Here is a 13369-nt window from a genome sequence, read left to right on the forward strand (position 1 = left end):
AACATAGCTCGCTACGGTTGTGATATATGACATAATTGTGACATTGAAACAAAATTATTTTCCTAGACAATAAAATATGATAAACTTTGAAAATGTAATGAAAACGGGTTATAATGACAAATAAACCGCTTACAAGGAGGAAACTATGACTGTTACAATTTATGACGTAGCGCGTGAGGCTAGAGTATCAATGGCAACAGTATCACGTGTTGTGAATGGCAACCAAAACGTGAAACCAGAAACGCGAGATAAAGTTAACGAAGTAATCAAGAAATTAAACTATAGACCGAATGCAGTAGCACGAGGTTTAGCAAGTAAACGAACAACAACAGTAGGAGTAATCATACCAGATATTTCTAACGTTTATTATTCGCAACTTGCACGTGGATTAGAAGATATTGCGACAATGTACAAATATCATTCAATTATTTCAAATTCTGACAATGATCCAGTCAAAGAAAAAGAAATCTTTAATAATTTATTAAGTAAGCAAGTAGATGGAATTATTTTCTTAGGAGGTACTATCTCTGAAGAAATTAAAGATTTAATTACTAAGTCGTCTGTGCCGGTTGTAGTTTCAGGTACAAACGGTAAAGATGCAGGTATCGCTTCAGTTAATATTGATTTTGAAACAGCTGCACAAGAAATTACAGAGCAGTTAATTTTAAATGGTGCAAAAGAATTCGCTTTTGTTGGTGGTAATTATTCTAAAAAAGCACAAGATGACGTATTAGCTGGTTTAAAAACAGTATTGGCAAAACACCAATTAAATTTAAATGAAGACAACATCTTTAATGGTAATGAAACGTATAAAGATGGGGTACGTGCTTTTGAAGCATTAAATAAAACAAAACCAGATGCAATTCTATCAATCAGTGATGAACAAGCCATTGGTTTAGTGCACAGTGCACAAGACAAAGGTGTGAGTATTCCTGATGACTTGCAAATAGTTAGTTTTAATAACACACGTCTAGTGGAAATGGTAAGACCACAATTATCAAGTGTAATTCAACCATTATATGATATTGGTGCAGTAGGCATGAGATTGCTTACAAAATACATGAATGAGGAAGAAATCGAAGAACCGAATGTTATTTTACCTCATAGAATTGAATATCGTGGTACAACAAAATAAGACACTATAAAAAGCTGACACATTCAACATGTGACAGCTTTTTTATTATATATAAGTAGAATTCAAAGCATTGTAAATGACGGTCTTGAGTCAAATTATACTTTAATTGTTATTCAAACCATGAAGCTACTTGTTTTGCATGTTTCGTATTTAGTGCTGATATTTCTTTTGTTCTAGGAATATAAGGATAATCTGTACATTCATCGGACCAAGTTTTTGGTAAGGAACAGGGTGCATATTGTTGCCATTTAGTAAGCCATTTTTGTGGTAAAGGACCTTGTTGTTTTGGCTCACCAATAAGTGCTAAAAATACGTGTGACCAAGCAAGAGGTACAACTTTCCATATATTATATCCTCCGCCACCAAACATCAGTACTTTCCCATCTGTATACTTATCCGCTAGCATTTTAATATAGTATGGGATTTCATATAGCGCATCAAGTGTACAACTCATATGTGTCAGTGGGTCTAAATAATGAATATCGACCCCATGGACGCTAATAATAATATCAGGTTTAAATGTTTTAATTACCGGTTCAATCGTTTGTTTAAAAGATTCTAAGTATGAATCGTTTTCCGTAAATGGTTCTAAAGGCAAATTAACGGTGTAGCCGAATCCTTGTTCACTACCTCGTTCTGTATAGTGTCCAGAACCCGGAAAGAGAAATTTACCAGTTTCATGTATTGAATAATTTAACACATGATCATTCGTATAAAAACTCCATTGTGTACCGTCTCCGTGATGCGCATCTGTATCGATACATAATACTCTACTATTATATTTTTGTATTAGATGAGCAATAGTAATTGCCACATCGTTATATACACAAAATCCATTTGCTCTACCAGGCAGAGCATGATGTAAGCCTCCACCTAAATGGCATCCATTAGTAACTTTATTAGTCATAATTGCATCAGCTAAATTCAAAGCTCCTCCCACAATACGAGCACTGTGTTGATGCATATGCTTAAACTGCATAGTATCTTCACCATCTAAACCATATTTTCGGGCTTCAACATCGCTTAAAATACCATGTGATGCATGGTGCATAGCTTGTATATAATCATAACTATGTATTAGGGCAATTTCTTCGTCTGATGCAAGTCTCGGTTGTATAAGATGATGGTTATGTAATGCGTTTAAATCAACGAGTAATTCTGTTGTTAATTTTAAACGCATTTGATTGAATGGATGGTCATTTTTAAAACGATATTGTAATAATTCATGTGCATACACATATCCCGTTTTGTTTTCAGTAATCATAAAATTCTCCCCTTTAAAAGAAAAAGCGATTCATAAAACGTATGTCATCAAAAGCTTGTAATTGATCGATAGTAATTCTACTGCCAATTCTTGCCATTAAGCAGTTAGCTGGATGACTAGTAATTTCAGGATCATCTGTTGCGAAAATTTCTAAGTTCCCGTATCCCATCAATTTTTGCATGAGTTTTTTGTACTCGTATACATCGAGACCAGAATTTTTCAAATCCCAGTGCCAATAATATTCTGTTGTGAGTATGATATAATCTTCAATTTCATCGCTCGCAAGACTAGTTTGAATAAGCTCCTTACCTAAATGCAGTTTGCGATAAGGTAAACTAATTTCAATCGCCCCTAATTCGATTAAATATTCTAGCTCCCCTGTAGACCAACGTTCCAATGGATCTGGATAGTGAAAAGTGACATAACCAATAATATGTGACTGCTGCTTTAAGATAAAGATGCGGCCTTCATCTAGTGTGCTTATTTCCTTGATAGCTTCAAATTGTTCATCTGAATATCGGAAAGCAGTTAAACCTTGGTCAAAACTCATTAAATCCAGTTGTGCTTTCGAGACAGGACCTTCAATGATATATTCAACATCATCAATTGAGTACTGTTTTGAGATATAAGTTTTTTTGTGTTCCATAACTCACTCCACCTTCAAACTTAAAATAGATTTAAGGCATTATTTATATTGATTATAATTGAAAATAACATAAATTAACACAGTAATTATTTTTATGTCAGATATTTTTGAAAATTGTGTCTATATTAGATATAATTACACTACAGTATTAGAAAGCGATTTCATTTAGAGGGGGATTTACAATGAAAGTAGAAGTATATAAAGGGGATCAAGGAAACTTTAACCTTACAGACTATGACAAAGTGTACAACAATTTTGACTGGAAAGATGTTGAAAAAGAGTTTTCTTGGTATGACTCTGGTAAAGTAAATATGGCGCATGAATGTATAGACCGCCATGTTGATAATGGCAAGGGCGACAAAATTGCTCTACATTATAAGGACGATAAGAGAAAAGAAAGTTATACTTTTAACGAAATGAAATCAAATGTAAATAAGGCAGCTAATGTGCTTAAAGATAAAGCTAATGTAGAAAAAGGGGACAGAGTGTTTATCTTTATGCCTAGAACACCTGAGTTATACTTTGCATTGTTTGGTATTTTAAAATTAGGTGCCATTGTTGGTCCATTATTCGAAGCATTTATGGAAAAGGCAGTGGCTGATCGTTTAGATAATAGTGATGCCAAAGTAATTGTAACCACGAATGCGTTGTTACCTAGAATCCCGCAAGAAAAGTTACCTAATCTTGAAACTATTATTGTTGTGGATGAAGAAGTAGAAAATGGTTATGTTGACTTTAATAAGGAATTAAAAGTAGCAAGTGATCAAATAGAAACAGAGTGGTTAAACTTAGATGATGGTCTTATTTTACACTACACATCTGGTTCAACTGGTCAGCCTAAAGGCGTGTTACACGTACAAAGAGCTATGCTAGTACATTATATTTCAGGTAAATACGTATTAGATATGCAAGAAGATGATGTATATTGGTGTACAGCTGACCCTGGCTGGGTGACGGGTACATCTTATGGTATCTTTAGTCCATGGCTAAATGGTGTTACAAACTGTATTGCAGGGGGACGTTTTTCTCCTGAAGCATGGTATAACATGATTGATGAATTTAATGTCACAATTTGGTATACCGCACCAACAGCATTGCGTATGTTAATGAGTGCTGGTGATGATGTTATTAAAAAATACGATTTATCATCGCTAAAAACTATTTTATCAGTCGGTGAACCATTAAACCCTGAAGTTATTAAATGGGCATATGATGTATTTGGTAAACGTGTATTAGATACATGGTGGATGACTGAAACAGGTGGCCATATGATTGTAAATTACCCATCAATGGATATTAAATTAGGTTCTATGGGAAAACCATTGCCAGGAATTGAAGCATCTATTATTGATGATCAAGGTAATGAATTGCCTGTGAACAGAATGGGAAATTTAGCGATTAAAAAAGGCTGGCCATCAATGATGACGGCTGTCTGGAAGAATCCGGAAAAATATGAATCTTATTTCATTGGAGATTGGTATGTATCTGGTGACTCAGCTTATATGGATGAAGATGGTTACTTTTGGTTCCAAGGTCGTGTTGATGATGTAATTATGACAGCAGGTGAACGTGTCGGACCATTTGAAGTTGAATCAAAATTAGTAGAACATGAAGCTGTAGCAGAAGCTGGTGTAATCGGCAAACCTGATCCTGTAAGAGGCGAAATTATTAAAGCATTTGTTGCATTAATTCCAGGTCAAGAACCTTCAGATGAACTAAAAGAAGATATTCGCGTATTTGTCAAAGAAGGATTAGCAGCACATGCGGCGCCTAGAGAAATTGAATTTAAAGATAAATTACCAAAAACACGTTCTGGTAAAATTATGAGACGTGTATTAAAAGCTTGGGAATTAGATTTACCAGCTGGTGATTTAAGCACAATGGAAGATTAAAATTGACATCGCTTTTTAAATAAAAAAGTGGCAATTATTTTTAATAAAAAAGACTAGAATGGCATTGCTGTTCTAGTCTTTTGTCATGTTGTACATTAGGTGATAAAAAGAAAATTAATGTAAGCGCTATCTTAAATTGTCGACAATATTGCTTAAGTTCGTTAATATAAATATGGAAGAACTTTTTAGATGATACTCATTTGTGATACCATCGAATTAATTTATTACAAGGGGCGAATTTAGTTGGCACATTTATCTGATTTAGAAATTGCAAATCAATCAACATTAAAACCAATTGGTGATATTGCTGAAAAGGCAGGTATACCTGCTGACGCTTTAGAGCAATATGGTCATTACAAAGCGAAAGTTGATATTAACAAGATTGATAAAAAAGACAAAGGCAAAGTTGTACTAGTTACAGCGATGAGCCCAACACCTGCAGGAGAAGGTAAATCAACAGTGACTGTTGGTCTATCAGATGCATTTAACCAATTGAAAAAGAATGTAATGGTGGCATTAAGAGAGCCAGCGTTAGGTCCAACATTTGGTATTAAGGGTGGCGCTACTGGCGGCGGATATGCTCAAGTCTTACCTATGGAAGATATTAACTTACACTTTAATGGTGATTTTCACGCAATTACAACAGCAAATAATGCATTATCTGCATTTATAGACAATCATATCCATCAGGGAAATGAATTAGATATTGACCAACGTAGAATCGAATGGAAACGTGTCTTAGACATGAATGATCGAGCACTACGTCAAATTATCGTCGGTCTAGGTGGACCAACACAAGGTGTACCACGTGAAGATGGCTTTAATATAACTGTTGCATCTGAAATTATGGCAATATTATGTTTAGCGACTGGCATTAAGGATCTTAAAGAAAAAATTAGCAAAATTACAATAGGCTATACTAAAGACCGTAAACCTGTATCAGTAGCTGATTTAAAAGTTGAAGGTGCCTTAGCTATGATTCTTAAAGATGCCATTAAACCAAACTTAGTACAAACAATTGAAGGTACACCAGCACTTGTACATGGTGGACCATTTGCTAATATTGCACATGGATGTAATTCAATCTTAGCAACAGAAACAGCTCGAGATTTAGCGGATATTGTAGTAACTGAAGCTGGATTTGGTTCAGACTTAGGTGCAGAGAAATTTATCGATATTAAAGCACGCGAAGCAGGTTTCGAACCGTCAGCAGTAGTAGTAGTAGCTACAATAAGAGCGTTAAAAATGCATGGTGGTGTAGCTAAAGATCAGTTGAAAAATGAAAATGTATCAGCGCTTCAAGACGGTATTGTCAATTTAGAACGACATGTAGATAATGTGAAAAAATATGGTCTGGAACCTGTTATTGCATTAAATGCATTTGTTCATGATACCGAAGCTGAAACAGAGTTTGTTATTAACTGGGCGAAAGAGAAAGGCGTACGCTTATCATTAACAGAGGTATGGGAAAAAGGCGGTCAAGGTGGAATTGACTTAGCACAAAATGTCTTAGAGGTTATCGAAGAGCCTCAATCATTTAAACATTTGTATGATTTAGACTTACCATTAGAAGAAAAAGTTGAAACAATTGTGAAAGAAATTTATGGTGGTAGTAAAGTGACATTTACATCTAAAGCCCAAAAACAATTACAATCATTTAAAGATAATGGTTGGGATAATTATCCAATTTGTATGGCAAAAACACAATATTCATTTACAGATGATCAAACACAATTAGGTGCACCATCTGACTTTGAAATTACGATTCGTGAATTAGAAGCCAAAACTGGTGCTGGATTTGTTGTTGCACTAACTGGTGCAATTATGACTATGCCAGGTTTACCTAAAAAACCAGCAGCATTAAATATGGATGTTACAGACGATGGACATGCCCAAGGCTTATTCTAACGATAAGCTATAACTTGTTATATGTTATTCATAATAAAGGTAGAACTGAACACTACAGAATGTAGGTTCAGTTCTACCTTTTACTTTAATTCTTATTCACAGCTTTGTAATTTCTGTTTTAAATTCTCTTGTTCTGCTTTATTAAACGTTGCTTTTGAAATTTTGTCTTCAACAAGCATTCGTTTTAACACATAGTGTTGACGATCTAAACCTATCTGTAATTCGTCATTCGACTTTAACTGGCCATTTTCTTGATAGGGAGTGTATAAGTATGGACTTTGTAACAAACCTACAATGTAAGCTGATTCTGCCACAGTTAAATTATTTGAAGATTTACCAAATAAACTAAAAGACGCAGACGCTATACCAGTTATATTAGCACCGTGGCTATCTCTGCCAAATGGAACGATATTAAGATAGGTATACAAGATTTCTTGTTTACTTAATAGTTGTTCTGTGCGCATTGCCAGTACTAACTCATTCGCTTTTCTATTGTAAGTTTTTTGATTGGATAAGATTTGATTTTTTACTAATTGTTGGGTAATGGTACTTCCACCAGATGATATTTCTGTATTGAAAATATCTTGACCCACCGCACGTAATAATGCTTTAGGTAAAATACCATTATGTTTAAAATATAAACTATCTTCTGATGATGTTAATGCTTTAATGACATTTTCATTGACATGAGCTGGGCCAACGATCAAAGTATTAGTTGTATTATTATATGCAGCTAACACAGAATCATTCTTAAAATCTAGTGCTTCACTACCAGGAAAATCAAGTAATTGTGTTTTTAATTCATGGTCCGTCATATGTGATGCTTCTTTGGTAATATGATCAAAATAAATGACTGAGGCAGCTAATAAAATGATTGAAATTGAAGCCATGATAATAAAAGTACCTATAAACAAATACTTGAGTTTTTTATAAAGTTTTTCGAACTGTTCCATTTTATGAACATGATCATTATGTGTATTTACTTTATGATCTATGTGACTCTGTTTCATTAGCTACCTCCTTATATTGTATACATTATAACATAGAATATTATTGACTTTTAAAATTGAGTTACTTATAATAAGATTCAATTCGATATTATTTTTGGATTAAAGGAGAAGTAGCTGATTAATAATCTTCAGAGAGATAGTGGTCGCTGTGAACTATCGTTTGTTATTGAGTGAATACACCTTGCTTGTTTACAAACATAATCCAACGTTTGAGTTAATGAACGTATCATTAATAAAGTTGATGGACTTAAAGTTTGGTGGTACCGTGCATATGCGCCCTTACATTTCGTAAGGGCGTATTTTTTTGGTTATAAAACTTAATTCAAAAATAATAAGATATTAATAGGAGGGTTTATCATGGCAAATGCATTAATTGAAGATTTACAATGGCGAGGTCTAATATACCAACAGACTGATGAATCAAATTTAGAAGCGTTATTAAATAAAGAGCAAGTATCATTATATTGTGGCGCTGACCCAACGGCTGATAGTCTACACATTGGTCATTTATTACCATTTTTAACGTTACGCCGTTTCCAAAATCATGGTCATCGACCAATAGTTTTACTTGGTGGTGGTACTGGAATGATTGGAGACCCGTCAGGTAAATCCGAAGAACGTGTTTTACAAACAGAAGAACAGGTGGAGCAAAACGTTGCTGGCATTGCACAACAAATGCACAAATTATTTGAATTTGAGACAGAAAAAGGTGCGCAACTCGTAAATAACAAAGATTGGTTAGGAAAGATTTCTTTAATCGACTTTTTAAGAGACTACGGTAAACATGTCGGCGTCAATTATATGTTAGCAAAAGATTCAATTCAATCACGCTTAGAAAATGGTATATCATTTACCGAATTCACATATACTATATTACAAGCCATTGATTTTGGTCATTTAAATCAAACTTACAACTGTAAAGTGCAAGTAGGGGGATCTGATCAATGGGGCAATATAACTAGTGGTATCGAATTAATGAGACGTATGTATGGTCAAACAGAAGCATATGGTTTAACAATTCCATTAGTTGTTAAATCTGATGGTAAAAAGTTTGGTAAATCTGAAGGAGGAGCTATTTGGTTAGACTCAGCTAAAACAAGTCCTTACGAGTTTTACCAATTTTGGATCAATACTTCAGATGATGATGTCATTAAGTTCTTAAAATACTTTACATTTTTAGAGCACTCTGAAATCGAACGTCTGGAGCAATCATTGCAAGAAGCACCGCATTTAAGAGAAGCACAAAAAGCCTTAGCTGAAAATGTGACAGCATTTATTCACGGTGAAGATGCATTAAATGATGCCATTCGTATTTCACAAGCATTATTCAGTGGCGATTTAAAAGCTTTATCATCACAAGAATTAAAAGAAGGCTTTAAAGATGTGCCACAAGTAACATTGAGCCATGATACAACAAATATCGTAGAAGCTATTGTAGAAAGTGGTATTTCATCTTCAAAACGTCAAGCTCGTGAAGATGTTACGAATGGTGCCATTTATATAAATGGGGAACGTCAACAAGATGTAGGATATACATTTACAGCAGCAGATAAAATTGATAATGAATTCACTATTATTCGTCGAGGCAAAAAGAAATACTTTATGGTAAATTACAAATAAAATTTCTCTCTAACATATTATTTTATAGACATTAAATAAGGCTCAAACCTATATATAGGTTTGAGCCTGTTTATATTTATGGCATTAAACTACTGTCGTCACTTTGACTTGAATTGGACTCTTTTGAAGAATCTTTAGAAGTGTTAAGTTCTTTTAATGTAATATCTACAGTTTGTGTCTTACCTTTACGTTCGATGGTAATTGTTACTTCGTCTCCAGGTTTTTTATGTTGATATAAGTAAGATTTTAAATCAGTATCTTCTTTGACGTCTTGATCATCGATTTTAGTAATAATATCGCCTTCTTTTAGACCGTTATCTCCATCGACTTTTGCAACATAGACACCATCTTTACGATTGGTTTCTAATTCTTTTTTGTATTCTTCTGGAATATCACTTAAATTGAGCAAGCCAATACCAATTGATGGGCGTTCAACTTCTCCTTTTTCGACTAACTCTTTAATTGTTACTTTGACTTCATTACTTGGTATAGCAAAGCCAATACCTTCAACTTGTTCGCTAGCAATCTTCATTGAGTTAATTCCTACAAGATTACCGTTGATATCGACTAAGGCACCACCTGAATTACCTGGATTAATAGCGGCGTCTGTTTGTAGTACATTTACTTTGTTATTACCAGCAGAAGTTTGTGTATCAATTGTGCGTTCGCTTGCAGAAATGATACCTGACGTAACCGAATTAGCAAATTCTAGGCCAAGTGGGTTACCCATTGCGAATACACTATCACCTGTTTTTACTTTTGAGGAATTAGCGAATTTTATTGCTTTTGTGCCTTCAGTGTCATTGATTTTTAACACTGCGATATCTGTAAGTGCATCTTTACCTACTAATTTCGCATTAACTTGTTTGGAATTATGTAGTTGGACTTTGATATCACTGGCACCATCAATAACGTGATTATTAGTTACTATATATGCAGAACCATTACTTTTTTGATAAATAACCCCAGAACCTACACCAGCTTCTTGTGATTTAGATGATTTACCTTGTAACAAATCATTGAGGTTTTGTGCTTTCTGCATATTGATTACACCTACGATTGCTGGCGACACATTATTAATCATTTGATTAACAGAATTATATTTATCGCTTTTACCATCTAAGGTATTGCCACCTTTACTGTTAGATGTTTCTTCTACAGTTGCACCATCATGATTAGTAATTGTCCCATTAAAAATCTTTCCAATACCAAGGACTAATAAAGCGCCTAAAACACCAGCGATTAATGCTACTATAATTGTTTTGAACCATGGGAATTTTGGTTTTCTTGGCTGTATTTGTTGATAATTATAGTTATTATGTTCTGCTGATGAATTAGTTTGATTATTATTATTTTGCTCATGACTGTTATAAAAATCTGACATATTTTACCTCCTGAATCATACACTATAACTATATTATGAAAGGTTTATCGCTTTTTTTCTAGTATATTGCTATCGTACTTTAGACTGATTTAGATATTTTCTTGTTTGAAACATAACTAAGTGATAGAATCTATAAGGAAGTATAAGGCAAAAAGAGTAGGTGAAAGCATGTATAAATTTATTAGTTCAATTTTATATTGGATTATAGTAAAAGTTAGTAAATCACTTGTTGTACAAGGTAAAGAACATATACCACAATTACATAGATATGTAGTCACTTGTACGCATGAAAGCTATAATGAAGTAATTATGTTAGGTATGTCTATTTACCCAAATCAAATTCATTATATGGCAAAAAAAGAATTATTTATAAATAAATGGTTTGGAAAGTTTTTAAAATCACTAAATGCATTTCCTGTAGATAGAGAAAATCCAGGACCAAGTACGTTAAAACGACCGATTAAACTATTAAAAGAAAATAAAACAGTAGGTATTTTTCCAACAGGCCAACGTGCCGAGTTTACTGAAGACGCTCCCTTAAAGCGAGGTGCAGTGACAATTGCTATGATGGGTGGAGCACCTATTTTACCAGCTGCCTATGTTGGACCTAAAGAAATTAAAGGGCTGATTACGGATACAGCATATATTAAATTTGGTGAACCTATTGAAACGAAAAATTTACCTAAATCAATGAAACGTAATGAAAAATTAGAATATTTAACAAAAGAATTAGAAAATAGAACAAGACAATTACAAAATAAATTAAATGAATATGTAAACCAAAAGTAAGTTATAATTTTCATTAATAAAATTAAAATTATGAAGATGGTGCGATTTTGAATTTAATTGTGTTATTATGAAAATGTACAATTATGTATTAAATGCATCATGACCACGTGTTAAATTTGTACACGTGGTCTTTTTTGGGGAAAAGATAATTATAGAGGAATGAGGGGATTTTATGTACAATTTCTTCCAGCGTTTAGGTAGGTCGTTAATGTTACCTGTTGCTGTGTTACCGGCAGCTGCAATAATAACAGGTATAGGGAATGCGCTAGCGGCAATTGGCATCTTACCACATGTTGCCACATTTTTTACGAATGCAGGGTCGACGATACTTGAACAATTGGGTATTTTATTTGCGGTCGGTGTAGCATTAGGAATGGCTAAGAAAAATGATGGAGCAGTAGCTTTAGCAGCTGTCGTAGGTTTCTTTTTAACGACAGTCGTATTAAGTCCTGCCAAATTGGCACCATTATTAGGTGTTAAAGAAACGGGCGTTGATAAAGCGTTTGAGCAAATGAATAATGCGAATGTTTTTATAGGATTAATTGTAGGACTAGTTGCAGCATATGCTTATAATAAATTTAGCCAAACAGAATTACCTACAGCTTTATCGTTCTTTAGTGGTAAACGTTTGGTGCCAATTATGACAGCTTTCTTTAGTATTATTTTAGCTGTAGTGTTGTTGTTTGCATGGCCATATATTTATAATGCAATCGTAGCATTTGGTATGTGGATTATGGGCTTTGGTCCTACTGGTGCATTTATTTACGGCTTCTTTAATAGATTATTAATACCTACAGGACTACATCATGCTTTAAATTCAGTATTTTGGTTTGATCTAGCAGGTATCAATGATATGGCTAAGTTCCAAACGGGTGAAGGTGCAGTAAAAGGTGAAACAGGACGATATATGGCTGGTTTCTTCCCAGTTATGATGTTCGGTGTGCCTGCCGCTGCATTAGCTATGTACCATACTGCTGAAAGTAAGCAGAAAAAGCGTGTGTATGGCTTGATGTTCGCAGGGGCCATATCAGCGTTTTTTGTAGGTGTGACAGAACCAATTGAATTTTCATTTATGTTTGTTGCTCCGATATTATTTGTTATACATGCCTTTTTAACAGGACTGTCATTATTTATTGCAGCATTATTCCAATGGACTGCCGGCTTCACCTTTAGTGCAGGATTAATAGACTATGTTTTATCGTTAATTAATCCGAATGCTAATCAACCATGGATGTTGTTAGTACAAGGTATTGTATTTTTTGTTATTTATTATGTTGTCTTTAGAGTAGCAATTAAAGTATTGAAACTTAATACACCTGGTAGAGGAGATAATCTTTTAGCAGATCCAACGAGTGAAACAGATGCAAAGCAAGCAGATGAAAACACAAACTCAAATGACCGTAAATATAGTCAAACAGCTATACAAATAATTGAAGGACTTGGTGGTAAAGAAAATATTACTTCTTTAACAAACTGTGCAACACGTTTACGTATGGAACTAAATGATAATGATGTACTTGATGAATCTAAAATTAAAGCTGCAGGTGCAGTAGGTGTTACAAAAAGTGGAAAGCATAATGTACAAGTCATTATCGGTACTCATGTGCAGCAAGTCGCAGATGAAATTGAAATGAAGATGGAACAATAAATAGCATAATATAAAGAAGAGCAAATGATTAAATTCATTTGCTCTTCTATGTATAAAATAGTAAAATTGTGTG

The 13369-nt window shown here is 33.9% G+C and carries 10 protein-coding genes; 6 read left to right on the top strand and 4 right to left on the bottom strand.

Translation table 11 applies throughout. The features are described 5' to 3' along the window. The first annotated feature begins 145 nt into the window (after positions 1 to 145). A complete protein-coding gene (gene ccpA, locus MUA37_RS05525; RefSeq protein ID WP_142019580.1) occupies positions 146 to 1135 on the top strand; it encodes a catabolite control protein A in 990 nt (329 codons plus the stop codon). 109 nt (positions 1136 to 1244) lie between these two features. On the opposite strand, the gene MUA37_RS05530 is transcribed toward ccpA, so the two are convergent. After that, complete coding sequence (locus MUA37_RS05530; protein WP_002510206.1) at positions 1245 to 2399, bottom strand: acetoin utilization protein AcuC; 1155 nt, start codon at positions 2397 to 2399, stop codon at positions 1245 to 1247. 13 nt (positions 2400 to 2412) lie between these two features. Beyond that, positions 2413 to 3045 (bottom strand): GNAT family N-acetyltransferase, encoded by a 633-nt coding sequence (locus MUA37_RS05535; RefSeq protein WP_107373993.1) that lies wholly within the window; start codon positions 3043 to 3045, stop codon positions 2413 to 2415. Between the two features lie 182 nt (positions 3046 to 3227). Here MUA37_RS05535 and acsA point away from each other — a divergent pair, with 182 nt between their 5' ends. Both acsA and MUA37_RS05545 read left to right on the top strand, forming a co-directional pair. Further along, the gene (gene acsA / locus MUA37_RS05540; RefSeq protein WP_107376792.1) at positions 3228 to 4937 is read left to right on the top strand and encodes an acetate--CoA ligase; all 1710 of its coding nucleotides are present in this window, start codon (positions 3228 to 3230) and stop codon (positions 4935 to 4937) included. A 243-nt stretch (positions 4938 to 5180) separates the two neighbouring features. Beyond that, positions 5181 to 6845, top strand: coding sequence for a formate--tetrahydrofolate ligase (locus tag MUA37_RS05545; RefSeq protein WP_107399581.1), 1665 nt, complete (start codon positions 5181 to 5183; stop codon positions 6843 to 6845). 92 nt (positions 6846 to 6937) lie between these two features. Here the strand turns inward: MUA37_RS05545 and MUA37_RS05550 are convergent, their stop codons facing one another. Next, positions 6938 to 7855 carry a biosynthetic peptidoglycan transglycosylase gene (locus MUA37_RS05550; protein WP_228070288.1) on the bottom strand — a complete coding sequence of 306 codons (918 nt, stop codon included), beginning with the start codon at positions 7853 to 7855 and terminating at the stop codon, positions 6938 to 6940. A 357-nt stretch (positions 7856 to 8212) separates the two neighbouring features. Between MUA37_RS05550 and tyrS the strand changes: the two genes are divergently transcribed. Further along, positions 8213 to 9475: a tyrosine--tRNA ligase gene (tyrS, locus tag MUA37_RS05555; RefSeq protein ID WP_002510211.1), complete on the top strand. Its 1263-nt coding sequence runs from the start codon at positions 8213 to 8215 to the stop codon at positions 9473 to 9475. A 76-nt stretch (positions 9476 to 9551) separates the two neighbouring features. Here tyrS and MUA37_RS05560 read toward each other — a convergent pair whose 3' ends face one another. Next, a complete protein-coding gene (locus MUA37_RS05560) occupies positions 9552 to 10859 on the bottom strand; it encodes a S1C family serine protease (protein ID WP_142019582.1) in 1308 nt (435 codons plus the stop codon). Between the two features lie 168 nt (positions 10860 to 11027). On the opposite strand from MUA37_RS05560, the gene MUA37_RS05565 reads away from it, so the two are divergent. Continuing rightward, a complete protein-coding gene (locus tag MUA37_RS05565) occupies positions 11028 to 11648 on the top strand; it encodes a lysophospholipid acyltransferase family protein (protein WP_262624886.1) in 621 nt (206 codons plus the stop codon). 172 nt (positions 11649 to 11820) lie between these two features. Continuing rightward, a complete protein-coding gene (gene nagE, locus MUA37_RS05570; protein WP_002510214.1) occupies positions 11821 to 13296 on the top strand; it encodes an N-acetylglucosamine-specific PTS transporter subunit IIBC in 1476 nt (491 codons plus the stop codon). Positions 13297 to 13369: the final 73 nt, after the last annotated feature.

Origin of the sequence: Staphylococcus arlettae, from assembly GCF_025560845.1 — a bacterium.
GTDB lineage: Bacteria > Bacillota > Bacilli > Staphylococcales > Staphylococcaceae > Staphylococcus > Staphylococcus arlettae.

Excerpts from the sequence above, each read along its gene's own strand:
- MUA37_RS05560 (WP_142019582.1), bottom strand. The coding sequence starts at position 10,859 with ATGTCAGATTTTTATAACAGTCATGAGCAAAATAATAATAATCAAACT.
- MUA37_RS05535 (WP_107373993.1), bottom strand. The coding sequence starts at position 3,045 with ATGGAACACAAAAAAACTTATATCTCAAAACAGTACTCAATTGATGAT.
- ccpA (WP_142019580.1), top strand. The coding sequence starts at position 146 with ATGACTGTTACAATTTATGACGTAGCGCGTGAGGCTAGAGTATCAATG.
- acsA (WP_107376792.1), top strand. The coding sequence starts at position 3,228 with ATGAAAGTAGAAGTATATAAAGGGGATCAAGGAAACTTTAACCTTACA.
- MUA37_RS05550 (WP_228070288.1), bottom strand. The coding sequence starts at position 7,855 with ATGAAACAGAGTCACATAGATCATAAAGTAAATACACATAATGATCAT.
- nagE (WP_002510214.1), top strand. The coding sequence starts at position 11,821 with ATGTACAATTTCTTCCAGCGTTTAGGTAGGTCGTTAATGTTACCTGTT.
- MUA37_RS05530 (WP_002510206.1), bottom strand. The coding sequence starts at position 2,399 with ATGATTACTGAAAACAAAACGGGATATGTGTATGCACATGAATTATTA.
- MUA37_RS05565 (WP_262624886.1), top strand. The coding sequence starts at position 11,028 with ATGTATAAATTTATTAGTTCAATTTTATATTGGATTATAGTAAAAGTT.
- tyrS (WP_002510211.1), top strand. The coding sequence starts at position 8,213 with ATGGCAAATGCATTAATTGAAGATTTACAATGGCGAGGTCTAATATAC.